This is a genomic window from Streptomyces tendae (assembly GCF_014650435.1).
Lineage (GTDB): Bacteria > Actinomycetota > Actinomycetes > Streptomycetales > Streptomycetaceae > Streptomyces > Streptomyces tendae.
In genome coordinates, this window is sequence record NZ_BMUY01000009.1 from 358,434 (window position 1) to 385,220 (window position 26,787).

Consider the following 26,787-nt stretch of genomic DNA (forward strand, 5'->3'; position numbering starts at 1 on the left):
CCGCTTAGGATGGTGAGGATCCCCGTACGCGCGTTGACACCGCACGTGCCACCCCGCACGTACCACCCCGCACCACCCAGGAGTCCGCCGTGACCGCCGAAGCGCCCGCCGCCCCCGTCCCGCCCGTCGTGCCGTACGGCCGGCTCGTCCCCGTCACCGTCCACTTCGACGACCTGGACGCCCTAGGGCTGCTGCACAACGCCCGCTACCCGGTGATGGTCGAGCGGGCCTGGACCGAGCTGTGGGCCGAGCGCGGCGTCCGCTTCGAGGGCGGCTGGGCGGCCGCCGGCGACGCCTGCAACGCCGTCAAGGAACTGACGATCGGCTACGAGGCGCCGGTCACCCGGCCCGGCGCGTACGCCGTCCACCTGTGGCTGGACCGGCTCGGCACCACCGGTCTCACCTACGGCTTCCGGTTCTGCTCGGCGGACGGCGCCACCACCTACGCCCGCGGCACCCGGGTGCTGGTCCGGCTGGACTCCCGGACGCTGCGCCCGGCGCCGTGGAGCGAGGCGTTCAGGACTGCCGGTCGGGCACTTCTGCGACCGGCGGACTGATCTTCGGCCGGTTCCGGTCCCCGGCCCGCAGTACCCGCGCGAACACCACCAGGCAGCAGGCCAGCAGGGTCACCAGACCGAACGACACCACCAGGCTGGTCGCCTGGGCCAGACCGCCGATCGCGCTCGGCGCGACCAGGCCCGAGGTGTACGTGATGGTGGCGACGCCCGCGATGGCCAGGCTCGGGTTGGAACCGGCCCGGCCGGCCGCGGCGAAGCACAGCGGGACGACCACGGCGATGCCGAGGCCCATCAGCGCGAAGCCGGTCATCGCCACCGCCGGATGGCCGCCGACCACGACGAGCAGACCGCCGAGGGTGGCCAGCACGCCGCTCACCCGTACCGTGCGCACCGCGCCGAACCGGTCCACCACCTTGTCGCCGGCGAGCCGGGCCAGTGCCATCGTCAGCGTGAAGCCCGTCGTGCAGGCCGCCGCCAGACCGGCCGACGTCTCCAGCTCGTCCCGCAGATAGACCGCGGACCAGTCCAGGCTCGCGCCCTCCGCGAACACCGCGCAGAACCCGACCGCGCCGATCAGCAGCGCCGACCTGGGCGGCAGCGCGAAGCGCGGCGGCGGGTCCTCGTCCTCGGCGGGCTGGAGGTCCAGCACCCACGTGCAGGCGACCAGGCCGGTCACGGTCAGCACCGCGGCGGCCAGAAGGTGGTGGGTCCGGGCGTCCGTGCCCAGGTGGGCGGCGAGCGTCCCGGCCGCCGAACCGATCAGCGCGCCCGCGCTCCACATGCCGTGCAGCCCCGACATGATCGACTTGTCGAGACGGTTCTCGATCTCGACGCCCAGGGCGTTCATCGCCACGTCCGACATGCCCGCCGTGGCGCCGTAGACGAACAGGGCGAGGCACAGGGTGAGCAGGTTCGGGGCGAGGGAGGGCAGGATCAGCGCCAGCGTCCACAGGGCCAGCAGACCGCGCAGTGCGGTACGGGCGCCGAAGCGGTGGCTGACTCGGCCGGCCAGCGGCATGGCGAGGGACGCGCCGAGCGCCGGGAAGGCGAGCGCCAGCCCCAACTGGCCCGCGCTCACACCGGCGTGGTCCTGGATCCACGGCACCCGGGTCGCGAAGGAGCCGGTGACGGCGCCGTGCACGGCGAAGACCGCCGCCACGGCGTACCGGGCGTGCTTCACCTCGCGGCGCCCGTAGGTTCCTGTGCTCATGGTCCACCCCTCCGTGTCCGTCAATCCGCGGCGTAAACTATCAGGGAGCCTGCCTGATAGATAGTGGATTACCGGTGCGGCCCCCGCGCCGCCGATCTGGAAGGATCCCGGCATGCCCGCATCTCCGAGCACCGCCCGGGCCATCAACGACCGGCTCGCCCTTCAGCTGCTCCAGCGGGAGGGCCCGTTGACGGCAGGGCAGTTGAAGCAGCTGACCGGCCTGTCCCGGCCCACCGTCGCCGACCTCGTCGAACGCCTCACCGACGCCGGACTGATCGAGGTGGCGGGGGAGTCCGGCGAGCAGCGCCGCGGACCCAACGCGAAGCTGTACGGCATCGTCGCCGAGCGCGCGTACCTCGCCGCCCTCGACGTGCGCACCGAGGGCGTCGCCGTGCTCGTCTCCGACCTGCTCGGCCGGGTCCTCGCCGAGGGCTCCGTGCCCATCGACGACCACTCCGGCACCGGTCCCGCGGTGGAGCAGGCGGTGAGCCTGGTCGAGCGCGCGGTCAAGGAGGCCGGCGCCGACCGGCTGCACACCGTCGGCATCGGCGCCCCCGGACTGATCGACCCGGTCGGCGGGGAACTCCGGGACTCCAGCGGACTGCCCGAGTGGCACCGCAGTCTGATGGCGGCCCTCCAGGAGAAGTTCCCCGAGGCGCGGGTCGGCGTCGAGAACGAGACCAACCTCGCCGCCCTGGCCGAACAGCGCGACGGCGCCGCCCGCGACCGGGACACCTTCGTGCTCCTCTGGCTCGGCCTCGGCATCGGCGCGGCCGTCGTCCTCGACGGCACCCTGCGCCGGGGCGTGTCCGGGGGAGCGGGCGAGATCGGCTTCATGCCGGTGCCGGGCACCGCGGGCCTGCCGTCGGCCACCGACTGCGACGGTGGCTTCCACTCCGTGGCCGGGGCGGCGGCGGTCACCGCGCTCGCGGCGGAGCACGGAGTGACGGCACGACCCGCCGGGCCCGAGCCGCACGCCGCCGCACTGGTCCGGGAGGCGGTACGCCGGTCGGCGTCGGGGAGCGACCCCGCCGCCGAGGGCTTCCTCGACGCCCTCGCCGACCGCGTCGTACTCGGCGCCGCCGCCGTCGTCTCCGTCCTCGACCCCGGCTGCCTGGTGCTCGCCGGTGAGATCGGCCGGGCCGGCGCCGACGCCCTCGCCGACCGCGTCCAGCACCGCCTCGCCCGGATGTCCCCGCTGGCCACGGAGGTGCGGCACAGCACCCTGGGCGGCGGCGCGGTCCTGCGCGGCGCCCTGCTGACCGCCCGCGACCGCGCCCAGGACGACCTCTTCGCCCCGCCCGAGCGGTAGCCCGCGGCGCCCGGGAGGATCTCACTCGGGGCGCCGGCCGGTGCCCGCGGAGCCCGGCTCCCGGAACGCCGTGCCGTCCGCCGCCAGCCACACCAGTACCGCCGGGAGCAGCACCGCCGCACCCAGCAGGGCCAGGAAACCCGCGGCGCTCGCCGCCGACAGGGGCTCCAGATGCCGGGCGTGGAAGAGGAGATGGGCGACGGCGGAGACCAGGTAGGCCACCAGCGCCGTCAGCACCAGGCGGCGTTCCATCGTCGCCACCGCCGCGCAGAGCACCACGGCGAGCGCGAGGCTCGCCCCGCCGAAGTCCTGGAGCAGATGCTCGTTGTAGGGCGGCAGGTGCGACACCCACGGCCACTTCCAGAACAGCTCCGGCAGCAGCAGGATCCACAGCCCCAGCACCACCTGGCCGCCCGCGAGCAGTCCCAGCCCCGCCCGCAGCGCCGCCCGTCCGCTCATCCGCGCCGCCCGTCCTCCCCGCGGCCGAACCGCCCCGCCAGGTACTCCTCGAACGTGCCTTTGCCGACCGCGTGTTCGGGCGCGAGATGCCCGCCCGCGCGGAACGCGCGGTAAGTCTTCCCCGCGAGCGGCAGGTTCACCACGGCCCGCCGGCGTCCCGTCGCGCCCAGATAGGCACGGGCCAACGACTCGAAGGTGCGCACCTCGGGACCGCCCACGTCCGGCGCCCGCCCGGCGGGCGCCCCCTGGGCCAGTTCGGCGAGCCGGTCCGCGACCTCCGCCACCTCCACCGGCTGGTCGCAGGCGTGCGCGGGCAGCACCAGGACCGGCAGCTTGGCCAGCGCCCGGAGCACCTGCACCACCAGGTCGTGGAACTGGGTGGCCCGCAGGACCGTCCACCCGATCCCCGACTCCTCCACCAGCTTCTCCACCGCGAACTTGGGCCGGTAGTAGCCGAGCGGCACCCGGTCGACGCCGACGATCGAGATGTAGACCAGGTGGCTCGCGCCGGCCCGCCGCGCCGCCGCGATCAGGTTCGCGGCCGACCGCTCGTCCCCGCCGAGCTGCGTGGTCGCGCAGTGCACGACCGTGTCGACACCGGCGAGCGCCGCGTCCAGGCCGCTGCCGCCCTCGCGCAGGTCGACGGCGTACGGCTCGCTGTGCCGGCTGAGGACCCGCACCTCGTGCCCGTCGGCCCGCAGCCGTTCGGTGACGAGCCGGCCAAGCGTGCCGGTGCCGCCGGTCACCAGGATCGTGGTCATGCTGTTCAGCCCCTGTCGGACGTGGGCGTGTGGTTCGCCCATCACACCGTGGCGCAGCCCGCAGGGCAACGCACCCTGCCCATGCCCGACAGGGTGCGCTGGGGGACCCGGCGGCGGGCAAGGGCCTTCGTCACCGCCGCCGGGCCCGTCCGGGCGGGGGTCAGCAGGCGCCGAGGTCCTGCCAGACACCCCATTCGCCGGTGGTTCCGGGCTCCTCGCCCTTCGTCCACCACTTGGACTTCCACGTGTGCCCCTGGTGGGACACCGTGGTGCCGCCGCCGTACGACGAGACCGTGTCCCAGGCGGGGGCGGCGCACTGCCCGGTGCCGTCCGTCGGGCTGGGGCTCGGCCCCGGGGACTGCGAGCCGGTCGGCGTCGGGGTGGGGCCGGGCGTCTGCGTCCCCGGGTCCACCACGGTCGTGCCCCGGGCGAGGTCACCGGCCAGGGCGTACGCCTTGCCGCCGATCGTCACCGTCCAGTTCGACGGGGTCGACACGGGCAGGTAGTAGTTGAACGACAGGTCGACGGTCGCGCCCGGTGCCAGCGACTGCCACGCCGGCAGCTTCAGCGACACCCGGTGGAAGTCACCCTTCAGACCCCCGGCGTTGCCGCCCGTGTGGTCGCTGCTGATGACCTTGGTGCCGAAACCGGACTGGTCGGAGGCGTTCCCCGGGGCCGAGGTCCCGTAGTCGAACTGGAACTCGGTGCCGCCCGGCAGCGCGGTCTTCGTGCGGTTGGTGATCCGCAGCTTGGGCGTGATCGGGTAGTTGGAGTCGCCCAGCTTGAAGTCGGTGAACTCCACGTCCACGTCCACGGCCTGCGCAGGCAGGTCCGCGTTGGACTTCTTCGCGCCGTAGGGAGCGGCCGACTTGAACGTGTCGTACATCAGCGAGGTGAGTGTGTCACCCGGCTCGTACTGGCCCTTGGCGGCGTTCCAGCCGTAGTCGCCGGCCAGCTCCCAGATCATCGCGCCGCCGATGCCGCGGTCCACCACGTAGTCGGCCTTGGTGCCGACGGACTGTTCGTCCTCGGTGGAGAGGAAGACCTTCTTCTCGGCGTTCCACAGCCAGGGCGCGACCAGCGTCGAGTCGTACTTGCGGGCGTAGGTGCCCGTCAGCTTCGTGTCCGCCGGGAAGCCGTAGTCGGTGACGTAGTCGCCGACGATGCCCTTCTCCAGGTTCTTGGCGTGCCACATCGGGTTGGAGCCCGCCGGGGACTCCTTGCCGTTGGTGTCGAGGTCGTGCCAGAGGTTGTCGATGCCGACGGCGCCGTCCCCGCACTTGGTCAGGCCGGAGCCCGCTGGACAGGTGGACGCGGAGGCCCTGCCCCACAGGCCGTCGGTCCCGCCCTGGACGTTCTTGTGGCCGCGGGTGTAGTACGGCAGGCCGATGTTGATGCGGCCGGCCGGCATGGAGCCGCGGAAGTAGTGGTAGGCCCAGTCGGTGTTGAGGTAGCCGATGCCGCCGTACTGGGCGCTCCCGTACACGTTGGCGGCGGCCAGCTCGGCGTCCTTGCCGTCGTCGAAGAGGGAGGCGTTCGGGCCGACGTACTCGTTCCAGGCGCCGTGCAGGTCGTACGACATGATGTTGACGTAGTCCAGGTACTTCTGGACCTGGAAGGTCTCCATGCCGCGCAGCAGGTACCCGGAGGACGGCGCGGCGACGGAGAGGAGGTAGTGCCTGCCGTCCGCGGCGCCCGCGCGGTCGAGCTTCTCGCGCAGCGTCTTCATCAGGACCGCGTAGCCCTTGACCAGCCCGGCCCGGCGGCCGTTGGCGAATGACCAGTCGAGCGGGTTGCCCGCGTCCTTCATCGTCGTCGGGTACTCGTAGTCGATGTCGACGCCGTTGAAGCCGTACTTCCGGACGAAGCCGACCGCCGAGTCGGCGAAGGTGTCGATGCCGGCCTGGTTGACCGAGCCGTCCGCGTTGGTGGCCATCGAGTAGAAGCCGCCGGAGTCCACGCGCGAGCCGTCGTCCGCGAAGTAGCCGCCCGTCTCGGCCCAGCCGCCCACCGAGATCATCGTCTTGACGTCCGGGTGCTGCTTCTTGAACTTGTTGAGCAGGTTGAAGTGGCCCTTGTAGGGGAGGTACGGGTCCATCTCGGCACCCGCGACCCCGGGCCAGGTCATCCCGGTCGCCGGGTTCTTCTCGCCGTCGGAGCCGACGGAGAGCTTGTTGGCGCCGTCGACGTGCGCGAAGGCGTAGTTGATGTGGGTGATCTTGTCCCACGGGATGTCCGAGGCGAGGTAGGCCGGCTTGCCGTCCTTGCCCGTGCGCCAGCCGGTGAAGTAGCCGATCACCCGGCGCGGGTGGTCCGCGCCCATCTTCTCCCGGCCCGCAACGTCGTAGACCGAGCAGTAGGGAACGTCGGCACCGGGGGTCTCGTAGAGCCCGTCGGGACGACAGGTCTCCTGGTCGGCGGCTTGCGAGGCGGTGGCCGGGAGACCGGCGAGCAGCAGACCGGCGACGGCGGCGACCGCCGCGAACAGGGCCGGCCCCGCTCTGTGGCGGGATCTGGAGCGTGACGGGGAAGGCACAGTCGGTTCCTCTCCACGGAAGTTGCGCAGACCCTAGAGAGGACTAGACCAGTGCGTCAATAGGTATGGACCAATCCCAACCTGGCGGGGCGGCCGCCCAGTTGGAGCGGTCGTGACCGGGCCCGGAGGTCGGAGCAAGCACTCTGTGAGCCACCCCACACGCTCCGTCCGCATGGACGGGGATCAGCCGTGGCACACTGGCCCTGTACCAGAAGCAGCGCACTCCGGGGTCGGTGAAAGTCCGAACCGGCGGTTACAGTCCGCGACCCGGTCGCTTCCAGCGGCCGGTTGACCAGGTGAAATTCCTGGACCGACGGTTAAAGTCCGGATGGGAGGCAGTGCGCGGCGGGCGAGCACACGTGCGCGCTGCCGAATTCTGGGCGTACCCGTCCCGGGTGCGTCCTGTCCGGCGTCGTTCCCGGTGCCCTCGTCCGTGGTCTCTGTCGTTCCGACAGCCCCGGAGTCCGTGCCCGAAGAGGCAGGAGGACCCGGGAAGTGTTCACCGGAATCGTCGAAGAGCTGGGCGAGATCACCGCCGTCGAGACCCTCGACGACGCCTGTCGCTTCCGCGTGCGCGGCCCCGCGGTCACCGAAGGTGCCCGGCACGGCGACTCGATCGCCGTCAACGGCGTATGCCTCACGGTCGTCGACCACGAGGGCGACGCGTTCACCGCCGACGTGATGGCCGAGACCCTGAACCGCTCCAGCCTCGGCGCCCTCGCCGTCGGCTCCCGCGTCAACCTGGAGCGCCCCACCGCCGTCGGCGCCCGGCTCGGCGGCCACATCGTCCAGGGCCACGTCGACGGCACCGGCGAGATCCTTGAGCGCAAGCCCTCCGAGCACTGGGAGCTCGTCAGGATCTCGCTGCCCGCCGACCTCGCCCGCTACGTCGTGGAGAAGGGCTCCATCACCGTCGACGGCATCAGCCTCACCGTCGTCGACGCGGGCCCCGACTTCTTCACCGTCAGCCTCATCCCCACCACCCTCGCCCTGACCACGCTCGGCATCAAGCAGCCCGGCGACCCGGTCAACCTCGAGGTCGACGTCATCGCCAAGTACGTCGAGCGGCTGCTCGGGGCCCAGGGGAGCACCAAGTGAACTGGCTCAACTCCGAGGCGTTCACCCTCTTCGACCAGCACATCAAGTGGTCGGACATGATCGGCAACGTGATCGGTCTGCTCGGCCTCGCCCTCGGCTGGCGGCGCTCGATCTGGACCTGGCCCGTGCAGTTCGTCTCCGGACTGGTCCTCTTCGCGGCCTTCGCCACCGCCCACCTCTCCGGCAGCGCCGGCAAGCAGATCGTCGTCATGGTCGTCGCCGCCTGGGGCTTCTGGCAGTGGAACCGCGGCCGGCAGCAGACCCAGGACGGCTCCGTCGCCGTACGGTTCGCCACCTGGCGCGAACGCGGCGCCCTGGTCGCCGCGGCCGCCGTCGGCACCCTCGCGGTGGGCGCCCTGTTCACCGCCTACCCCACCCTGTCCTGGGACCCCTGGCCGGACGCGTACATCTTCGTCGGCACCGTCGTCGCCATGTACGCCCAGGCCCGCGGCATGGTCGAGTTCTGGTTCGCCTGGCTGCTGGTCGACCTCGTCGGCGTGCCGCTGAACTTCGCCAACGGCTTCGCCTTCTCCGGCTTCGTCTACGTCCTCTACGGCGCGCTCGTCCTGTGGGGCCTGCGCGACTGGTGGCTGCGCTCGCGCAACGCGGCCCGCCCCCTCCCGGAAGGAGCGCCCGCATGACCACGGCACCCATCCTCTACAGCCCCGACGGCATCGACGACCTCTCCCTGGACCCGGTCGAGCGCGCCGTCGCCGACATCGCGGCCGGCCGCCCCGTCGTGGTCGTCGACGACGAGAGCCGCGAGAACGAGGGCGACCTCGTCATCGCCGCCGAGAAGGCGACCGAGGAGATCGTCGCCTTCATGATGACCGAGTGCCGTGGCCTGATCTGCGCCCCCATGGAGGGCGAGGAACTGGACCGGCTCCGGCTCCCGCAGATGGTCGACGACAACACCGAGTCGATGAAGACGGCCTTCACCGTCTCCGTGGACGCCACCGCCGCGCACGGCGTCAGCACCGGCATCTCCGCCGCCGACCGCGCCGCCACCCTCCAACTCCTCGCGAGCGGCAGTGCCGAACCCACGGACCTGGTCCGCCCCGGGCACGTCTTCCCACTGCGCGCCCGCCCCGGCGGCGTGCTCGTCCGCAACGGCCACACCGAGGCCGCCGTCGACCTGGCCCGCCTCGCGGGTCTGCGCCCGGCCGGCGCCATCGTGGAGATCGCCGGCGAGGACGGGCGCATGCTGCGGCTGCCCGAGCTGATCCCGTTCGCCCGCAAGCACGGCCTGACGATCATCTCCATCGAGGACCTCATCGCCTACCGGCGCACCGAGGAACCCACCGTCCGCCGCGAGGCCGAGGTCCGGCTGCCCACGAAGCACGGCGAGTTCACGGCGTACGGCTACCGCTCCACGGTCGACGGCGTCGAGCACGTCGCCCTCGTGCACGGCGAGATCGGCGACGGCGAGGACGTCCTGGTCCGCGTCCACTCCGAGTGCCTCACCGGCGACGTCTTCGGCTCCCAGCGCTGCGACTGCGGCCCCCAGCTCGACGCCTCCCTGGACCGCATCCAGACCGAGGGCCGGGGAGTCGTCGTCTACCTGCGCGGCCACGAGGGACGCGGCATCGGCCTGATGTCCAAACTGCGCGCCTACGAACTCCAGGAGCGCGGCCGCGACACCCTGGACGCCAACCTGGAACTCGGCCTGCCCGCCGACGCCCGCGACTACGGCGCCGGCGCCCAGATCCTGAGGGACCTCGGCGTGCGGGCCGTCCGCCTCATGACCAACAACCCGGACAAGAGCGACGCCCTCGAAGGGCACGGCATCACGGTCACCGGCCGCGAGCCCATGCCCGTCCAGGCCGGCGAACACAACCTCCGCTACCTGCGCACCAAGCGGGACCGGATGGGACACGACCTGCCCTGGCTGGACACGACCCCCGTGTCCACCTGCGGCAACCAGTAAGCACGTACGACGAGGAGACACGTGAGCGGCAAGGGTGCACCGGAACTGTCCGTACGCAACGTCGGGGACCTCAGGGTCGCCGTGATCGCGTCGCAGTGGCACGACAAGGTGATGGACGGACTGGTGGACGGCGCCCTGCGCGCCCTGCACGAGCTGGGGATCGACGAGCCGACCCTGCTCAGGGTCCCCGGCAGCTTCGAGCTGCCGGTGGTCGCCAAGGTCCTCGCGGGCCGCGGCTACGACGCGATCGTCGCCCTCGGCGTCGTCATCCGCGGCGGAACCCCCCACTTCGACTACGTCTGCCAGGGCGTCACCCAGGGCCTGGTCCAGGTCTCCGTGGAGACCGGCGTCCCCGTCGGCTTCGGCGTCCTCACCTGCGACACCGAGGAGCAGGCCCTGGACCGGGCCGGCATCGAGGGCTCCAGCGAGGACAAGGGCCACGAGGCGGTGACCGCGGCCGTCGCCACGGCGGCCACGCTGCGCTCAGTATCCGAACCGTGGCGTTAGCCCGGTCGGCACTACGCGTAAAGTGGGCGGCACCATGTCCAAGAAGACTTTCGAGGAGCTCTTCACCGAGCTCCAGCACAAGGCCGCCAACGGCGACCCCGCCACCTCCCGCACCGCCGAACTGGTGGACAAGGGGGTCCACGCCATCGGCAAGAAGGTCGTCGAGGAGGCCGCCGAGGTCTGGATGGCCGCCGAGTACGAGGGCAAGGACGCGGCGGCCGAGGAGATCTCCCAGCTGCTGTACCACGTCCAGGTGATGATGGTCGCCCGCGGCATCTCCCTGGACGACGTCTACGCCCACCTGTAAAGCCGGACCCCCTTCTCTCCACCCCTTCACACAAAGGAAGCCGACCTCATGCTGCGCATCGCCGTCCCCAACAAGGGTTCCCTGTCAGGCCCCGCGGGGGAGATGCTGCATGAGGCCGGCTACCAGCAGCGCCGCGAGTCCAAGGAGCTGCGGATCGTCGACCCGGTCAACGAGGTCGAGTTCTTCTACCTCCGCCCCCGCGACATCGCGATCTACGTCTCCTCCGGCAAGCTCGACATCGGCATCACCGGCCGCGACCTGCTCATCGACTCCGGCGCGCACGCCGAGGAGATCCTCCCGCTCGGCTTCGCCCGCTCCACCTTCCGCTTCGCCGGCAAGCCCGGCGCCGCCACCGGCATCGACGACCTCAAGGGCCGCACCGTCGCCACCTCCTACGAGGGCATCGTCGCCGCCCACCTGGCCGACCGGGGCGTCGACGCCTCCGTCGTCCACCTGGACGGCGCCGTCGAGACGGCCATCGAGCTCGGTGTCGCCGAGGTCATCGCGGACGTCGTCGAGACCGGCACCTCCCTGCGCAACGCGGGCCTCGAGGTCTTCGGCGAGCCCATCATGAAGTCCGAGGCCATCGTGATCCGCCGCTCGGACGCGGAGCCCGACGAGACCACCGAGCCCAAGGTCCAGCAGTTCCTGCGCCGCCTCCAGGGCGTCCTGGTGGCCCGGACGTACGTGATGATGGACTACGACTGCCGGGTGGAGCAGCTGGAGAAGGCCGTCGCCCTCACCCCCGGCCTGGAGTCCCCGACCGTGTCCCCGCTGCACAACGAGGGCTGGGTCGCCGTCCGTGCGATGGTCCCGGCCAAGGAGGCCCAGCGGATCATGGACGACCTGTACGAGATCGGCGCCCGGGCCATCCTGACCACGGCCATCCACGCCTGCCGGCTCTGACCCGCCGCCGCCCCAGGAGCACGCCCGGAGCCACGCCATGACCGACACCTCGCCGGACCACCTGCCGGCCCTGCCCGTCACCTTCCGCCCCGGCCGCACCCGCGCCGTCCTGATCGTCCTCGCGGTCGTCACCTTCGTGACCGTCACGGTGCTCGGGATGGTGCTGGCCGGCCTCGGCCCGGGGGAGCGCCTCAGCTTCGTGCTGACGGCCCTCCTCCTGGCGGGCGTGCTGCTCCTGCTGGCCCGGCCCCGGGTCGTCGCCGACGAGTCGGGCGTCACCGTGGTCAACCTGACCGCCGTGCGCCGTCTCGCCTGGCCGGAGATCCTCCGCGTCAACCTCCGCCAGGGCGACCCCTGGGTCTTCCTCGACCTCAGCGACGGCACCAGCCTGCCCGCGCTCGGCATCCAGCCCGGCATCGCCAAGCAGCAGGCCCTCGCCGACGCACGTGCCCTGCGCGACCTCGTGGAGGCCCGTTCCGGCGCCCTCCCCGAGGCTCCGCGTGACTGACGCGGCGCCGCCGACCCTGCCGCGGGCCCCCTTTTCGTGATTAATCTGGGAACGAGGACGCGGACGTCGCGTCCTCGCCCCCGTCGCTCCGCCCGGTGCGCGGGGTTCCTGCTACCCGAGGAGTGACTCCCTCCGGCGATGGACGGACCGTCCTGCAGTACCTGCGCCGCCCCCTGCTGTGACACCCCACAGGCGGCGGCCTCATGACCACCCCCCTGCTGCTCCTCGCAGCCGCGTTCCTGCTGATCCTCGCCAACGGCTTCTTCGTCGCGGCCGAGTTCGGCCTGGTGACCGTCGAACGGCCCGACGCCGAACAGGCCGCCGCGGCCGGCGACCGGCGCGCCCACCGGGTCGTCGAGTCCCTCAAGGAGCTGTCCTTCCAGCTCTCCGGCACCCAGCTCGGGATCACCATCACCTCCCTCGTCGTCGGCATGCTCGCCGAACCGGCGCTGGCCCGGCTGCTCGACGGCCCGTTCACGGCCGTCGGCGTCCCCGACGGCGCCGTTTCCGGTGTCTCGGTCGTCGTCGGCATGCTGCTGGCCTCCGCCGTGCAGATGGTGATCGGCGAACTGGTGCCCAAGAACTGGGCGGTGTCCAAGCCGCTCCAGGTCGCCCGCTTCGTCGCCGGGCCCCAGCACGCCTTCGCCCGGCTCTTCCACCCGGTGATCGCCGCGCTCAACACCGTGGCCAACCGCCTGGTCCGCACGCTGGGCATCGAACCCGCCGAGGAACTGGCCTCCGCCCGCACCCCCGGCGAGCTGGTCTCCCTGGCCCGGCACTCCGCCCGGGCCGGCGCCCTGGAACAGGACACCGCGGACCTCTTCGTACGGACCCTCTCCCTCGGCGAACTGACCGCCCAGCACGTCATGACCCCGCGCGTGAAGGTCAGTGCCCTGCACGCCGCGGCCACCGCCGAGGACGTCGTGAACCTGACCCGTGCCACCGGCCTGTCCCGCTTCCCCGTCTACCGGGAGAAGATCGACGAAATCGTCGGCATGGTCCACCTCAAGGACGCCCTCGCGGTCCCCGTGCACGACCGGCTGCGCACCCCCGCCGGCCGGATCGCCCGCCCCGCGCTGCTCGTCCCCGAGACCCTGCCCGTACGGCCGTTGCTGACCCGCTTGCGCAGCGAGCAGCCCATCGCCGTGGTGGTCGACGAGTACGGCGGCACGGCCGGGGTCGTCACCCTGGAGGACATCGTCGAGGAGATCGTCGGCGAGGTCCGTGACGAGCACGACGGCCTCGACGCGCCCGAACTGGCCCCCGCCCCGCCCGAGGACGGACGCCCCGCCTGGGACGTCGACGGCAGCTGCCGCGTGGACGCCCTGCGTCGCGTCGGCCTGGAGGCGCCCGAGGGCCCGTACGAGACGGTGGCCGGACTCGTCGCCGACCTGCTCGGCCGCATCCCGGCCGTCGGCGACCGCGCGGAACTGCCCGGCTGGCGGCTCTCCGTCCGGCAGGTCGGCCACTACCGCGCCGAGCGGATACGCCTGGTGCGCACCGCCGCGGTCGCCACGCTGGAGGCCGCCCGATGAGCGTCCTGCAACTCGTCTTCGCCGCGCTGCTCGTGCTCGCCAACGGCTTCTTCGTCGGCGCCGAGTTCGCCCTCGTCTCCGTGCGCCGCAGCCAGATCGAACCGCTCGGCACCGCCCGCGCCCGACAGGTGCTGTACGGCCTGGAACGGTTGCCGCAGATGATGGCCGCCGCCCAGTTCGGCATCACCGTCTGCTCACTGACCCTCGGCGCCGTCGCCGAACCCACCGTCGCCCACCTGCTGGAGCCGGTCTTCGAGTGGATCCACCTGCCGCACGGCATGATCCACCCGCTCGGCTACGTCATCGCGCTGGCCGCCGTGGTCTTCTGCCACCTGGTCATCGGCGAGATGGTCCCGAAGAACCTCGCGATGGCCGCCCCCGAGAAGGCCGCGCTGTGGCTCAGCCCCGGCCTGGTCGCCTTCGCCCGTCTGTGCAGGCCGGTCACCGTGGCGCTCGGCGCCTGCGCGCAGGGCATCCTCAGACTCTTCCACGTCGAGCCGAAGGACGAGGTCGAGGCCGTCTTCACCAGCGAGCAGCTCAACCGCCTGGTGGAGGACGCAGGTCAGGCGGGGCTCCTCGACCCCGAGGAGCAGGAACGCCTGGAGGACGCCCTGGAACTGGGCTCCCGCCCGGTCACGGACGTACTCCTCGCACGCGAGTCCCTGGTGACGGTCAGTCCCTCGGTCACGCCCGGGGAGATCGTCGCCCTCACCGCCCGCACCGGGTACTCACGCTTCCCGATCGCGGCGGACCAGGGCCCCTTCATGGGCTACCTGCACGTCAAGGACGTCCTCGACCTGGAGGAGTCCGACCGGGCCGTCCCCCAGCACCTGTGGCGCCCGATGACCACGCTGCGCCCCGAACTCCCCCTGGACGACGCCCTCACGGTGATGCGCCGCGCGGCGACCCACCTGGCCCAGGTCACGGACGCGTCGGGCCGGATCCTCGGCCTGGTCGCCCTGGAAGACGTCCTGGAACTCCTGGTCGGCGAGGTCCGCGACCCGGCCCACAGAAACAAAGAGGTAACCCTGGCGACGTAACCGCGGGCAGGCAGTCGCGGTGCCCCCCGGCTGCGGGCAGTCGTGCCTCCCCCAGTGCCTGAACGGCCTGGGAGGTACCCCCAGACGGCACGGGTGGGCGCAGCGGCACCCCGCAACGCCGGGCCGCGCACCCCACCCCCGCACCGAGGCTCGGCCCTACACGGCCGACGGACCCCCCGGCCCCCGCCCCGACAGCACCTCCCCATACGCCTGCATCAGATCCGGCAACCGCAACGTCGCCAGGTCGTCCCGAGTCAACACCCCCGGATACACGGACAGCCGCAGATCCCGGTACGCACAACTCTTCTCGTACAGCGTCCGCAGAAACCGCCCGTTCCCCAACTCGTCGATCCACCCCTGATCCACCACGTGCCCGGCGATCGACCGCAACTCGTCCAGCGCCTCCTCGTCCCACCCGTCCCCGTTCTCCGCCGCGAGCACCTCACCGATCGAGGTCAGCTCCAACGGCCGGTACGACGGAAAGTCCACCCGCGTCGTGAAACGCGAGGACAGCCCGGGATTGGCGCCCAGCAGCCGGTCCATGCCCTCCGGATAGCCGGCCAGGATCACCACCAGGTGGTCCCGGTTGTCCTCGGCCCGCTTCAGCAGCACCTGCAGCGCCTCGTCGCCGTACGCGTCGCCCTTGCCGTACCCGGAGTTGGACAGCGAGTACGCCTCGTCCACGAAGAGGACACCGCCGAGCGCGGAGTCGATCAGCTCGTTCGCCTTCACGGCGGTCTGGCCCAGGTACTCGCCGACCAGATCGGCCCGCTGCGCCTCCACCAGGTGGTCGCCGCCGAGCAGTCCGAGGGCGTAGAAGACCCGGCCCAGGATGCGGGCCACGGTGGTCTTGCCGGTTCCGGAGGGGCCGGAGAAGACGAAGTGACGTTTGGGCGGCTGCACGGGCAGCCCCTGGCCGGCCCGCAGCCGCGCCATGTTCAGCTGCGCGGACAACGCCTTGACCTGCCGCTTCACCGGTTCGAGGCCCACCATCCGCTCCAGCTCGGCCAGTGCCTCCTCCAGCAAGGCGGGATCGGTGGGCCCGCTGGGCAGGGAGGGGTCGGTGCCGCCCGCCTTCTCGCGCACCGACGGACCGCCGAGCGGGGGGAGCGGGGCGCTCAGCGCGGGCTCGGGCGCGGAGAGCTTGACGTCGCGCTCCTCGGTGCCGAAGAGGGGGTCGAGGCCGTCCAGGCCGTCCGTCCCCGCTGCCGTCTGGGCGAGTCCCGCCAGGTCGACCGAGTCGTCGTAACCGTCGCCCTCGGCGATCGCGGCCAGCCGGGCCGAGGTGTCCATGAACGCCGGGTCGACCCGGTGCACCGCCCGGTACAGCGGGAGCGCGGCGGCGCTGCGCCCGGTGCCCTCGTGGGACCGCGCCAGCCAGTAGCGCAGTTCCTTGCGCTGCGGCTGCTCGCTGCGGCACCGCATCAGGGCCGCCGACAGAAGCGGCTCGGCCTGCCCGTACATCTCCAGGCGGACCCGGGCCATGCCGCTGAACAGGCCGGCCTCGATACCCAGTAAGGGGTCGCCGAGCAGGGGGTCGGTGTGCCGGACGAGCTGCTCCCAGTCCTTGACGAGGTAGGCGCGGCAGGCGTGCAGGAAGCGGACCTGGGGGTCGGAGTCCACCGGGGGCAGCCCGGCCAGGGCCCGGTCCAGCTCCGGGACGTGCCGGCCGTCCAGCCAGTGCGAGGCGTGGGCCAGCAGCAGGTCGCGCGGGTTCTCCAGCACCGGCTGCACCCACCAGCCCAGCCAGTACCAGGAGTTCAGTGTCCGGCGGTGGCGGGCCCGCTGCTCGCCGAAGCGGTCGCGGTTGCGGAACATTCGCAGGAGCGCGTTAGTGGTGTCGACGCGCAGCGCGTGCAGTCCCAGCCAGCCGTCGGCCATCGTGGGATCGATCCGCACCGCTGCCCGGAACTCCTCCTCCGCCTGCGGGTAGGCCCCCATGGTGTAGGCGTCCACGCCGCGCAGCCAGGCGAGTTCGGCCGGGGCCTGTGGGCCCTGCGTGCCGAAGTCCATCACGTCCCCCACCTACGTGCCCCCGTCGGTATGCCGCCGAGCCGTCGCTCGTCGGCCGCCTCGGTCAACGGGTGTACCGCGGACCGGAGTTGCAGGTGCGTGCGGCAATCTCCCGTAGGTCGCACCGAGGGCATCGTACCTGCGGCGGTCGGTCCTCCGAAGGGTGCGGGAGGGGTCGTTCCGCGAGGTGGGAGCGGGTGGGCCGCGGGACCGGAAGGTGACTGTCGGTGAGCGTATGGCGCCGCGGAGCAGCCGGGGAACGTGCCCAGGGCAGAACGAAGCCCCCGATCACGGGGGAACAACCGGGGGCTTCGCGTCTGTCGGCGGCTTCGAACTACCGCACATTCAGAACGTAAGACCTGTACGGCCCCCGGGTCAAGCGAAGTTGGGGCACGTCGGCGGGTTGCCGGGGCGCGATCTTCACGAGTTCAGCACATTGCGGAGGGTCCGTCACTCTGTGTGAGAAAGTGGGCTCCGGAGGCGGTTCCCGCGGGCCCCGGCAGCACCTCGTACCCCTGTTCGCTCTGTCGCACCAGAAGGTGCGCGAAGGGGCGCGAGGGGTCCGCGGCGAAGTGCCGGCGCTCGGCCGGGATCCATCCGTCCCAGAACGCCCGCTGCTGTGCTCCGTCGCGCGCCCGTCCGCGCGCCCACGCCTGCTCCCGGGGCAGGTCCATCCACAGCAGTCCGGCCAGGTGCGGCCGCAGCGCCTCGCGTCCGGCGCCGACACCCTCGACCAGGACCACGGGAGCGGGCGGCAGCGGACGCGGCGCGCCGAAACGCCGGGACCGCCAGTCGTAGGGGGCGTAGTGGGCGGTGCTCCCGCGCCGCAGCGGCTCGATCACCTGGTCGAGCAGTCGCGCGGTCCAGTCGAACAGCTCGTCGTGACTGGCGATGTCGTCGAGGTGCAGCACCGGAGCCCCGCCCAACTCCGCCGCCAGGCGCCCGGCGAAGGTGGACTTCCCGGACCCGGCGTGCCCGTCGACACCGATCAGACGCACGGGACCGCAGGACGGGGGGAGCCGGCGGAGCCGGACTGCTAGGTCGAGGATGGCGGATCCCGTGGGCAGAGAGGCGGACATGTCCACTCGCACTCTAACCAGTGGTCGACACCAATATTGGTGGCGTGGCGTGCGTGGAAGTGCTGGCAGGAGCGGGCGGCTCCGTCCATAGTTGGCGCACGACCGTGCAACGACGGACCCGCCCGACCCGGACACCTGGGGGTCTCCCGCCCATGAGCAGAGTCGAACAGCCGTCCCGCAGAGCCCTCCTGGCCGCCGCCGTCGCCGCGGCCGCCGTGTCGGGCGGCGCGATCCCCGCCGTCGCCCACGCCGCGCCCGGCGCGGGCACCGGCGGCGGCGCCCGACGGCCGGTGGACTACCACGCCTGGACCACGTACGGCGACTGGCGGCGCGGGAGCGCGCGGGGGGCCCGCCCCGTCGCGGGCGCCCGCCCCGGCGTCGTGATCGGCACCCCGGCCGGCACCACCGACTACACCGACCCGCACACCGGCACCACCGCCGCCTGGGAGTACGCGACCTGGACCTCGCCCGTCCACCGGCTCACCATGCCGGCGACGGAGGTCATCGCCTCCTGGAACGCGCACACGCCGGGCGGCACCTGGATCCAGGTCGACCTGAAGGGCACCTACTCCGACGGTACGGACACGCCCTGGTACGTGATGGGCCGCTGGACGGCCGGCGACGGCGAGCGGGACATCAGACGGACCTCGGTCGACGACCAGAGCGACGGCAAGAGCAGTATCTGGACCGACACCTTCTCCGTCGACGACGCCTCCACCGGCCTGCGCCTGGTCTCCTACCGGCTCCGGCTCACCCTCCACCGCCGTCCGGGCACGCGCGGCACACCCACCGTCTGGCGGCTCGGCGCGATGGGCTCCGACGTCCCCGACCGCTTCACCGTGCCGGCCTCCACCCCGGGCCACGCCGGGGAACTGCGCGTCCCGCGCTACTCGCAGGAGATCCACAAGGGCCAGTACCCCGAGTACGACAACGGCGGCGAGGCATGGTGCAGCCCCACCTCCTCGCAGATGATCATCGAGTACTGGGGCGGGCGCCTCACCGAGGAGCAGCTCGCCTGGGTCGACCCCGCCTACGCCGACCCGCAGGTCTGCCACGCCGCCCGGTACACGTACGACAACCAGTACGAGGGCTGCGGCAACTGGCCCTTCAACGCCGCCTACGCCGCCACGTTCGAAGGCATCCAGGGCGTGGTCACGCGCCTGGGCTCCCTCACCGACCTGGAGACGCTGATCGCGGCCGGCATCCCGGCCATAACGTCCCAGTCGTTCCTGGAGGAGGAGCTGACCGGGGCGGGCTACGGCACCTCGGGCCACCTGATGACCGTGATCGGCTTCACCGCCGACGGCGACGTGATCGCCAACGACCCGGCCTCGGACGACAACGACGCCGTGCGCCGCGTCTACCGCCGGCGCGAGTGGGAGAACATCTGGCTCAGGACCAAGCGGTACAACGCCAGTGGCAAGGTCGTCTCCGGTACGGGCGGCGTCTGCTACCTGTACTTCCCGGCTCACCCCAGCCCGCGCCAGCGCAAGGCGCTCGCGGCGGTGGGGGTGCGCTGAGCGGGCCGCGCCGCATCGCTGTGACCAAGCTCTCGGCGGCAAAAGCCGCTCACGGTGGCAAGGTGGACACCGTGAGCGGGGGGACTCAGTGAAGCCGAGACCGAGAGCAGCGAGCAGCCATGACCGCACACACCGCAGCCGCCACCCGTGTCCGCACCGGCGGCCCCAAGGACGACGGCCCCAAGATCCTGGAACACGTCATGGGGTGGACCCTCGTCGTGGTGGTCGCGATGCTCGTGGTTCAGCTCGGCCTGCTCTGACGCGCCCGGCCCGGTCCGGCTGTGCTGTGACCGGCCCGGTCCGCTGTGACGTGACCCGCGTGTGACCTGCCCCACGAACCGACCTGCCATACTGCGGAGGTCCCCCCGCCCGCAGGAGACCAGGGTCGAAATTGAATATGAGTCAACAAGGTGCCGACGTCCGTCTCCGGGCGCGCGGCACCGAGCGCTCGCTGGCGCGCCGTGCCGAACTCATCGCCATCGGGCGGAAGTTGTTCGCCGACACCTCGTACGACGCGCTCTCGATGGACGACATCGCCCGCCAGGCGCATGTCGCCAAGGGGCTGATCTACTACTACTTCCAGTCCAAGCGGGGCTACTACCTGGCGATCATCCAGGACTCGGTGGCCGACCTCGTCACCACCGCGGCACGCGGCACCGAACTGCCGCAGGTGGACCGCGTCCACCGCACCATCGACGGCTACCTGCGCTACGCCGAGCACAACCAGGCCGCCTACCGCACCATCGTCAGCGGCGGAGTCGGCTTCGACACCGAGGTGCACGCCATCCGGGACGGGGTGCGCGAGGCGATCGTCGTCACCATCGCCGAAGGGGCGTACGGACGTTCGGACATCGGGCCGCTGGCCCGCATGGGCCTGCTCGCCTGGGTGTGCGGCGTCGAGGGCGCCACCCTGGACTGGATCGGCCGACCGGAACTGCCCCGCGGCACCATGTGCGAGCTGCTGGTGAAGTCGCTCGGCGGCACGCTGCGCGCCATCGAGGAACTGGACCCCGCCTGTCCGGCCCCTGCCCCGGCCCGCCGGGACGACGCCTGACGGCGCCCGGCGAAGCCTGACGAGGGGGCGGAGACCCGAGCCGGTCTCCGCCCCCTCGCCCCCCGTGTGCGCCGGTTGGTTCAGTCGATCGCCTTGATCAGCTCACCGCTCGCGGTGTCGCCGCTCAGCTCCCAGAAGAAGGTCCCGCCGAGGCCCTGCTCGTTCTTGTAGGCCATCTTGGTCGCGATGGTCTGCGGGGTGTCGTAACTCCACCAGTCGCTGCCGCACTTGGCGTACGCGGTGCCGCCGACCGTGCCGGTCGCCGGGCAACTGGTCTTCAGCACCTTGTAGTCCTCGATGCCGTTCTCGTACGTGCCCTTCGCCGGGCCGGTCGCGGTGCCGCCCGGTTCCGACTGGGTGACACCGGTCCAGCCGCGGCCGTAGAAGCCGAGTCCGAGCAGGAGCTTCGAGGACGGGATGCCGAGTCCCTTGAGCTTCGCGATCGTCGCCGAGGTGTGGAAGTCCTCCTTCGGGATGCCCGCGTACGAGGTCAGCGGCGAGTGCGGAGCGGTCGGCCCGGTGGCGTCCCAGGCGCCGAAGAAGTCGTACGTCATCGGGTTGTACCAGTCGACGTACTGGGCAGCGCCCGCGTAGTCCGCCGCGTCGATCTTGCCCCCGGCCGTGGCGTCCGCCGTGATCGCCGCGGTGACCAGGTAGTCCTGGCCGAACTTGGCGCGCAGGGCGCTCATCAGCTTCGGGAAGGCGTCGCGGCCGCTGGTGTCGCAGCTCAGACCGCAGGCGTTCGGGTACTCCCAGTCGATGTCGATGCCGTCGAAGACATCGGCCCACTTGGAGTTCTCGACCAGGTCGTAGCAGGACTGGGCGAACGCCTCCGGGTTCTGCGCGGCCTGTGCGAAGCCGCCGGACCAGGTCCAGCCGCCGAACGACCAGAGGATCTTCAGGTCGGGGTGCTTCTGCTTCAGCTTGAGCAGCTGGTTGAAGTTGCCCCGCAGCGGCTGGTCCCAGGTGTCCGCGACGCCGTCGACGGAGTCGGCCGCGGTGTAGGCCTTGTCGGTCGCCGCGTAGGCGTCGCCCATGGCGCACTTGCCGCCGGTGACGTTGCCGAACGAGTAGTTGATGTGGGTGAGTTGGTCGGCGGAGCCCGACGACTCGATGTTCTTGACGTGGTAGTTGCGGTCGTAGACGCCCCATTCGGTGAAGTAGCCGACGACCTTGGATCCTGCCGCGGCCTGCACGGCGGGTGCCTCGGCCGGTGCGGCGGGTGCCTCTGCGGTGGCCGTGGCCGGGCCGGCGCCGGCCAGCAGTCCGGCGCCGAGGGCGACGGTGCACAGGGCGGAGAACAGCGTCCGGATGGGGCGGACGCGGGGGAGGTGCGGGACGTGCATCGGGTGTCTCCTCGTGGGGGAAGAGGGAAACGCGCGCCGATTGGCATGAACGCGGTGAGGCGTTCGATCCGTCACCGTAGGAGGACTAGACCAGTGTGGTCAATGGTTCGGACCATTCTGGGAGTTCCGAAGCCGGAATCCCGCCCCTGACGGCCCCGCCGGGGCCATTCTCGGAATTCTTTGAGTAAGCGGTCGTTAACTGGTGACTCCGTCCCCCTGATCGGGCATACTCACAGCGCACAGCCGCTGGTCAGCCGCTTCCGCGACCCGGGAGTGCGAGCATCGGCCAGGCCGGAAAGACCCGGCGGAGCCGCCTCCACCCAAGGCGTATGTCCGCCGATGTGCCCGACAGGGAGGAGAGCGTCGCCATGCCCGACCGCGCCCCGCAGCCGGTGGACCGGCAACTGCCCACGGACGAGGCACGGGACCTGATCTCGCTCGTCCGCGACATCGCGCAGCGTGAGATCGCCCCGAGCGCGGCCGAGGAGGAGGACACCGGGCGCTTCCCACGCGAGGTCTTCACCCTTCTGTCCGACTCCGGCCTGCTCGGACTGCCCTACGACGCCGAGTTCGGCGGCGGCGAGCAGCCGTACGAGGTCTACCTCCAGGTCCTGGAGGAGCTGGCCGCGGCCCGGCTCACCGTCGGCCTCGGCGTCAGCGTGCACACGCTCGCCTCCTACGCGCTGGCCGCCCACGGCACCAAGGAGCAGCAGGCCGAGCACCTGCCCGCGATGCTCGGCGGCGGCCTGCTCGGCGCCTACTGCCTCTCCGAACCCGCCTCCGGCTCCGACGCCGCCTCGCTGCGCACCAAGGCCGTGCGCGAGAGCGGGGGAGACTGGGTGCTCACCGGCACCAAGGCGTGGATCACGCACGGCGGCATCGCCGACTTCTACACCGTCATGGCGCGTACCGGGGAGGACGGACCGCGCGGCATCACCGCCTTCCTGGTGCCCGGTGACGCCGAGGGGCTGAGCGCCGCGGTGCCCGAGAAGAAGATGGGGCTCAAGGGTTCGCCCACCGCGCAGGTTCACCTGGACGGCGTACGGGTGCCCGACGCCCGCCGCCTCGGCGACGAGGGTCAGGGCTTCGCGATCGCCCTGTCCGCGCTCGACTCCGGCCGGCTCGGCATCGCCGCCTGCGCGATCGGCGTGGCCCAGGCGGCGCTGGACGCGGCCGTGTCCTACGCGGCCGAGCGGCGCCAGTTCGGCAGGCCGATCGCCGATTTCCAGGGGCTGCGCTTCATGCTCGCCGACATGGCGACGCAGATCGAGGCCGGCCGCGCCCTGTACCTGACGGCGGCACGACTGCGCGACGCCGGACTGCCGTTCGCCAAGCAGGCCGCCATGGCCAAGCTGCACTGCACCGAGACGGCGATGCGGGTCACCACCGACGCCGTGCAGATCCTCGGCGGGTACGGCTACATCGCGGACTTCCCGGCCGAGCGGTACATGCGCGAGGCCAAGGTGCTGCAGATCGTCGAGGGCACCAACCAGATCCAGCGGATGGTCATCGCCCGTCACCTCGCGGGTCCCGAGGAGCGGTGAGGTCGGCGGCGACCGCGAAGTCGCCGCCGACACGGAGGTCGCCGGTGGTGAAGAAGTCACCCGTGGCGAAGAAGTCGCCGAGCCCGCGCGGGGGTTCCGCGAGCCTGACCCACTCCGGGTCGTGGCGCCCCGGCAGCGTGCGGCCGCCGTCGGCCCAGGTCCGCATCAGCTCACGGTAGATCGGCGGGTCGGGGATCTGCGGGGCCGGGGGAACCGGTCCCGCGGACACCGGTACGAACACGCGGCGCCGACTCCCGGTCGACGAGTACGTGGGGGTCATACCCGGGCAACGCGGCGAAGTACGGACAGGTCACCGGCGGACGCAATCGAGAGTGAGTTCGTGCGCGTCCGTGACCGACCGGCGCCACGGCATCCTGCGAGCCGCGGCGCGGGCGGGGTGACGAAATGGTGGGCGAGCCCTGTCGGCCGGGCGCCGGGGTGTCCTCAGGCCGCTTCGCGCCGCATCGTCGGCACCCGCATCGGGCGCGAGCCCGGGCCGCCGACGTGGGAGAAGGGCTGGGTCCGCCAGTCGAGGCCCCGGGGGAGCGTCAACAGCAGGGCGGTGTCCTGCTCGTGGGGCTGGAACGACTCGTCCGCCGGACGTGCCTCGGTGGCCCTGCGACCGGTGCCGGCACAGACCGTGAGCCCGAACGGGTTCCACGGAGAGGCGCACAGCGCGTGCTCCGGCAGCGTCTCCTCGTCCGCGAGCAGGGCGATGGGCTGCGCGCAGTCCGGGCAGAACACCCGGTACATCTCGAAGGTGTCGTAGGCGTCGAGTTCCTCGTCGTCGAAGGCGTCGGGTTCGACGCCCTCCGATACGGGCTCGACGACCGGCTGCTGCCGCTTGGACGTGGTACGACCAGGGCGCTTAAGACTCTGCATGGGATTCTCCCCCTCGGGCTGGGCCGTGACGGCACTGCGGCCTCGACCACAGCAAGCACTTCCCGTCCCCCCTGCGGGGTAATCACGAGAACATCACGGAGAATGTTCAACCAGTGTGGTCTTCGTCACATGCCGTCCGCAGGTGCCCCGTGCGGCGGGTTTGTCCCCGCTCGGCCGCGGTCCGACACCCCGTCACATCACGAACGGGGCACCACCCGGACTGCTCTGGTATCCGAGGAGATCAACCGCACTGTAGGTTCTTGCGCCATGGAGGAGCTGGACCGACAGATCGTGCAGCTGCTCGTCAAGGACGGGCGGATGAGCTACACCGACCTGGGCAAGGCCACGGGCCTGTCCACGTCGGCCGTGCACCAGCGGGTGCGGCGGCTGGAGCAGCGTGGCGTCATCCGCGGTTACGCCGCGGTCGTCGACCCGGAGGCCGTCGGGCTGCCGATGACGGCGTTCATCTCGGTGAAACCCTTCGACCCCAGCGCCCCCGACGACATCGCGGACCGGCTCTCCGGGGTCCCCGAGATCGAGGCATGCCACAGCGTCGCCGGCGACGAGAACTACATCCTCAAGGTCCGGGTGGCCACCCCGCACGAGTTGGAGGAACTGCTCGCGCGGGTCCGCTCCCTCGCCGGGGTGTCGACGCGTACCACCGTGGTCCTCTCGACCCCCTACGAGTCCCGTCCGCCGCGTATCTGACGGCGCCCGCGCGCCAGTGCCGGGCCACGGCCGTGCGCCCGGCCGCCCCGGCTGCCGGGCGGCCCCCGCGAGGGGCGAGACTGGTGTCCATGAGTGAGTCCACCACCCCGTCCTCGACCGTCCTGCTGCGCCGCGGCGAGGTCCACAGTCCCGCCGACCCCTTCGCGACGGCCATGGTCGTCGAACGCGGCCAGGTCGCCTGGGTCGGCTCGGAGGGCGCCGCGGACGCCTTCGCGGACGGGGTCGACGAGGTGATCGACCTGGACGGCGCGCTCGTCACCCCGGCGTTCACCGACGCACATGTGCACACCACCGCCACGGGTCTGGCCCTCACCGGGCTCGACCTCTCCACCGCCCCGACCCGCGAGGCGGCCCTCGCCCTCGTACGGGACTTCGCCGCCGCCCGCCCGGACGACCGTGTGCTCCTGGGGCACGGCTGGGACGCCGCCCGCTGGCCGGACGGGCAGCCCCCGACGCGCGCCGAACTGGACACCGCGACCGGCGGCCGCCCCCTGTACCTCAGCCGTATCGACGTCCACTCGGCCGTCGTCACCACCGCCCTGCTCGACCTGGCGCCCGGTGACCTCGCCCGCGGGGACGGCCCGCTCACCGGCGACGCCCACCACGCCGTGCGCGCCGCCGCCCTCGGGGCCGTCGCCCCCGCCCAGCGCACCGCGGCCCAGCGCGCGGCCCTCGCGCACGCCGCCTCCCTCGGTATCGGAACCGTTCACGAATGCGCAGGACCGGAGATCTCCTCCGAGGACGACCTCACCGGCCTGCTGCGCCTGTCGGCCGAGGGGCCCGGGCCGCGGGTGATCGGCTACTGGGCCGAGCAGGACGTCGACAAGGCGCGGGAGCTGGGCGCCGTCGGGGCCGCCGGGGACCTCTTCGTCGACGGCTCCCTCGGCTCGCACACCGCCTGCCTGCACCAGCCCTACGCCGACGCCGGCCACACCGGCACCGCCCACCTGGACGCCACCGCCGTCGCCGCCCACGTCGTCGCCTGCACCGAGGCGGGCCTCCAGGCGGGCTTCCACGCCATCGGCGACGCCGCCGTGAGTGCCGTCGTGGAGGGAGTGCGTGCCGCCGCCGACAAGATCGGCCTCGCCCGCGTCCGGGGTGCCCGGCACCGCATCGAGCACGCCGAGATGCTCACGCCCGAGACGGTCGCGGCCTTCGCGGAACTGGGCCTGACCGCCTCCGTGCAGCCCGCCTTCGACGCGCTCTGGGGCGGCGAGGACGGCATGTACGCCCAGCGCCTGGGCGCCGAGCGGGCCCGTACGCTCAACCCCTTCGCGGCCCTGTTGCGCGCCGGCGTGCCGCTCGCCTTCGGCTCCGACAGCCCGGTCACGCCCCTCGACCCGTGGGGCACCGTCCGGGCCGCCGCCTTCCACCACACCCCGGAGCACCGGGTGTCCGTCCGTGCGGCTTTCACGGCGCACACACGCGGCGGCTGGCGGGCGATCGGCCGCGACGACGCGGGCGTCCTGGTGCCGGGCGTGCCCGCGGACTACGCCGTGTGGCGGACCGATGAGCTCGTGGTCCAGGCCCCGGACGACCGGGTGGCGCGCTGGTCGACCGACCCGCGCTCCGGCACCCCCGGCCTGCCCGACCTCACCCCGGGCCGGGAGCTGCCCGTCTGCCTGCGTACCGTGGTGGGTGGCCGGACCGTCTTCGTACGGCCGGGCGAGTGATCTCCACGGCCGACGGGGCGATGATCTTCGCGCGGCCACGACCTGGGTCTCCTCCGCGCTGACCTGCACATTGACAGCAAAGGCGCAGGTGGAACGACTGTTGACAGGCGACGGCGGGGGGCCGGTAGGTTCGGCCGGGTCCACCACCGGACGCCCGACCGGGGAGCCTTCCGCATCCGCGTCGCGGTGCCGCTGAGTCAGGGACGGTGTGCCGCACCGGGGCACCGCCACTGGGAGCCAGGCTCAGTGCCCGCACCGCGACGAGGGAACGTTCCGGCCGGTCGGGAGGTGTGACCCGGGTGGGGCCCGGGCGCTCAGTAGAC

The 26,787-nt window shown here is 72.1% G+C and carries 26 protein-coding genes and 1 riboswitch; of the genes, 17 read left to right on the forward strand and 9 right to left on the reverse strand.

The genetic code is table 11. From position 1 onward, the window contains the following. The first annotated feature begins 89 nt into the window (after positions 1–89). Positions 90–557 carry an acyl-CoA thioesterase gene (locus tag IE258_RS24915; protein WP_189746893.1) on the forward strand — a complete coding sequence of 156 codons (468 nt, stop codon included), beginning with the start codon at positions 90–92 and terminating at the stop codon, positions 555–557. On the opposite strand, the gene IE258_RS24920 is transcribed toward IE258_RS24915, so the two are convergent. After that, the gene (locus IE258_RS24920; RefSeq protein ID WP_189746895.1) at positions 517–1,728 is read right to left on the reverse strand and encodes an MFS transporter; all 1,212 of its coding nucleotides are present in this window, start codon (positions 1,726–1,728) and stop codon (positions 517–519) included. The genes IE258_RS24915 and IE258_RS24920 overlap by 41 nt on opposite strands. 112 nt (positions 1,729–1,840) lie before the next feature. Between IE258_RS24920 and IE258_RS24925 the strand changes: the two genes are divergently transcribed. Then, positions 1,841–3,040 (forward strand): ROK family transcriptional regulator, encoded by a 1,200-nt coding sequence (locus IE258_RS24925; RefSeq protein ID WP_189746897.1) that lies wholly within the window; start codon positions 1,841–1,843, stop codon positions 3,038–3,040. 21 nt (positions 3,041–3,061) lie between these two features. Here the strand turns inward: IE258_RS24925 and IE258_RS24930 are convergent, their stop codons facing one another. The 3 genes from IE258_RS24930 to IE258_RS24940 all read right to left on the reverse strand — a co-directional run bounded on the left by IE258_RS24930 (position 3,062) and on the right by IE258_RS24940 (position 6,796). Next, on the reverse strand, positions 3,062–3,499 hold the full coding sequence (locus IE258_RS24930; protein WP_229892385.1) for a hypothetical protein: 438 nt from the start codon (positions 3,497–3,499) through the stop codon (positions 3,062–3,064). Next, positions 3,496–4,260 (reverse strand): SDR family oxidoreductase, encoded by a 765-nt coding sequence (locus IE258_RS24935; protein ID WP_189746899.1) that lies wholly within the window; start codon positions 4,258–4,260, stop codon positions 3,496–3,498. The genes IE258_RS24930 and IE258_RS24935 overlap by 4 nt, the downstream gene beginning before the upstream one ends. 160 nt (positions 4,261–4,420) lie before the next feature. Beyond that, entirely contained in the window at positions 4,421–6,796 is a 2,376-nt protein-coding gene (locus IE258_RS24940; protein WP_189746901.1) for a chitinase C-terminal domain-containing protein, read from the reverse strand. Positions 6,797–7,011: 215 nt separating this feature from the next. Further along, a riboswitch (FMN riboswitch) is annotated at positions 7,012–7,142 on the forward strand. Positions 7,143–7,291: 149 nt separating this feature from the next. Between IE258_RS24940 and IE258_RS24945 the strand changes: the two genes are divergently transcribed. From IE258_RS24945 to IE258_RS24985, 9 genes are all read left to right on the forward strand, one after another. Beyond that, on the forward strand, positions 7,292–7,894 hold the full coding sequence (locus tag IE258_RS24945) for a riboflavin synthase (RefSeq protein WP_159325213.1): 603 nt from the start codon (positions 7,292–7,294) through the stop codon (positions 7,892–7,894). Further along, on the forward strand, positions 7,891–8,535 hold the full coding sequence (locus IE258_RS24950) for a nicotinamide mononucleotide transporter family protein (RefSeq protein ID WP_059299488.1): 645 nt from the start codon (positions 7,891–7,893) through the stop codon (positions 8,533–8,535). Before IE258_RS24945 ends, IE258_RS24950 begins: the two co-directional genes overlap by 4 nt. Beyond that, complete coding sequence (locus IE258_RS24955) at positions 8,532–9,821, forward strand: bifunctional 3,4-dihydroxy-2-butanone-4-phosphate synthase/GTP cyclohydrolase II (protein WP_189746903.1); 1,290 nt, start codon at positions 8,532–8,534, stop codon at positions 9,819–9,821. The genes IE258_RS24950 and IE258_RS24955 overlap by 4 nt, the downstream gene beginning before the upstream one ends. A gap of 21 nt (positions 9,822–9,842) precedes the next feature. Continuing rightward, the gene (gene ribH / locus IE258_RS24960) at positions 9,843–10,328 is read left to right on the forward strand and encodes a 6,7-dimethyl-8-ribityllumazine synthase (RefSeq protein WP_003977385.1); all 486 of its coding nucleotides are present in this window, start codon (positions 9,843–9,845) and stop codon (positions 10,326–10,328) included. Positions 10,329–10,362: 34 nt separating this feature from the next. Further along, a complete protein-coding gene (locus IE258_RS24965) occupies positions 10,363–10,635 on the forward strand; it encodes a phosphoribosyl-ATP diphosphatase (RefSeq protein ID WP_011027788.1) in 273 nt (90 codons plus the stop codon). Between the two features lie 48 nt (positions 10,636–10,683). After that, entirely contained in the window at positions 10,684–11,541 is an 858-nt protein-coding gene (gene hisG / locus IE258_RS24970; RefSeq protein WP_161377239.1) for an ATP phosphoribosyltransferase, read from the forward strand. Between the two features lie 37 nt (positions 11,542–11,578). Further along, positions 11,579–12,049, forward strand: coding sequence for a PH domain-containing protein (locus IE258_RS24975; RefSeq protein WP_189746905.1), 471 nt, complete (start codon positions 11,579–11,581; stop codon positions 12,047–12,049). A gap of 203 nt (positions 12,050–12,252) precedes the next feature. Beyond that, positions 12,253–13,584: a hemolysin family protein gene (locus IE258_RS24980; RefSeq protein WP_189746907.1), complete on the forward strand. Its 1,332-nt coding sequence runs from the start codon at positions 12,253–12,255 to the stop codon at positions 13,582–13,584. Continuing rightward, entirely contained in the window at positions 13,581–14,624 is a 1,044-nt protein-coding gene (locus IE258_RS24985) for a hemolysin family protein (protein ID WP_189746909.1), read from the forward strand. The genes IE258_RS24980 and IE258_RS24985 overlap by 4 nt, the downstream gene beginning before the upstream one ends. A 156-nt stretch (positions 14,625–14,780) precedes the next feature. On the opposite strand, the gene IE258_RS24990 is transcribed toward IE258_RS24985, so the two are convergent. Both IE258_RS24990 and IE258_RS24995 read right to left on the reverse strand, forming a co-directional pair. Further along, entirely contained in the window at positions 14,781–16,637 is a 1,857-nt protein-coding gene (locus tag IE258_RS24990; RefSeq protein ID WP_189746911.1) for an AAA family ATPase, read from the reverse strand. A 428-nt stretch (positions 16,638–17,065) separates the two neighbouring features. Next, positions 17,066–17,716: a uridine kinase family protein gene (locus tag IE258_RS24995; protein WP_189746913.1), complete on the reverse strand. Its 651-nt coding sequence runs from the start codon at positions 17,714–17,716 to the stop codon at positions 17,066–17,068. 152 nt (positions 17,717–17,868) lie between these two features. On the opposite strand from IE258_RS24995, the gene IE258_RS25000 reads away from it, so the two are divergent. The 3 genes from IE258_RS25000 (at position 17,869) to IE258_RS25010 (ending at position 20,290) form a co-directional block, all read left to right on the forward strand. Beyond that, positions 17,869–19,236 carry a C39 family peptidase gene (locus IE258_RS25000; RefSeq protein ID WP_189746915.1) on the forward strand — a complete coding sequence of 456 codons (1,368 nt, stop codon included), beginning with the start codon at positions 17,869–17,871 and terminating at the stop codon, positions 19,234–19,236. A 119-nt stretch (positions 19,237–19,355) separates the two neighbouring features. Beyond that, the gene (locus IE258_RS25005) at positions 19,356–19,496 is read left to right on the forward strand and encodes an SCO1431 family membrane protein (RefSeq protein WP_161379883.1); all 141 of its coding nucleotides are present in this window, start codon (positions 19,356–19,358) and stop codon (positions 19,494–19,496) included. A 137-nt stretch (positions 19,497–19,633) separates the two neighbouring features. Continuing rightward, on the forward strand, positions 19,634–20,290 hold the full coding sequence (locus IE258_RS25010) for a TetR/AcrR family transcriptional regulator (protein WP_373309925.1): 657 nt from the start codon (positions 19,634–19,636) through the stop codon (positions 20,288–20,290). A gap of 80 nt (positions 20,291–20,370) precedes the next feature. Here IE258_RS25010 and IE258_RS25015 read toward each other — a convergent pair whose 3' ends face one another. After that, the gene (locus IE258_RS25015; protein ID WP_189746919.1) at positions 20,371–21,636 is read right to left on the reverse strand and encodes a glycoside hydrolase family 18 protein; all 1,266 of its coding nucleotides are present in this window, start codon (positions 21,634–21,636) and stop codon (positions 20,371–20,373) included. A 368-nt stretch (positions 21,637–22,004) separates the two neighbouring features. Between IE258_RS25015 and IE258_RS25020 the strand changes: the two genes are divergently transcribed. Next, complete coding sequence (locus tag IE258_RS25020; RefSeq protein ID WP_189747028.1) at positions 22,005–23,180, forward strand: acyl-CoA dehydrogenase family protein; 1,176 nt, start codon at positions 22,005–22,007, stop codon at positions 23,178–23,180. On the opposite strand, the gene IE258_RS25025 is transcribed toward IE258_RS25020, so the two are convergent. Both IE258_RS25025 and IE258_RS25030 read right to left on the reverse strand, forming a co-directional pair. Then, entirely contained in the window at positions 23,143–23,460 is a 318-nt protein-coding gene (locus IE258_RS25025) for a hypothetical protein (protein WP_159325202.1), read from the reverse strand. The genes IE258_RS25020 and IE258_RS25025 overlap by 38 nt on opposite strands. A gap of 164 nt (positions 23,461–23,624) precedes the next feature. Beyond that, complete coding sequence (locus tag IE258_RS25030) at positions 23,625–24,062, reverse strand: hypothetical protein (RefSeq protein ID WP_087810437.1); 438 nt, start codon at positions 24,060–24,062, stop codon at positions 23,625–23,627. Positions 24,063–24,329: 267 nt separating this feature from the next. On the opposite strand from IE258_RS25030, the gene IE258_RS25035 reads away from it, so the two are divergent. Together IE258_RS25035 and IE258_RS25040 are read left to right on the forward strand one after the other, a co-directional pair. Beyond that, the gene (locus IE258_RS25035) at positions 24,330–24,770 is read left to right on the forward strand and encodes an Lrp/AsnC family transcriptional regulator (protein WP_159325201.1); all 441 of its coding nucleotides are present in this window, start codon (positions 24,330–24,332) and stop codon (positions 24,768–24,770) included. Positions 24,771–24,859: 89 nt separating this feature from the next. After that, complete coding sequence (locus tag IE258_RS25040; protein WP_189746921.1) at positions 24,860–26,464, forward strand: amidohydrolase; 1,605 nt, start codon at positions 24,860–24,862, stop codon at positions 26,462–26,464. Positions 26,465–26,787: the final 323 nt, after the last annotated feature.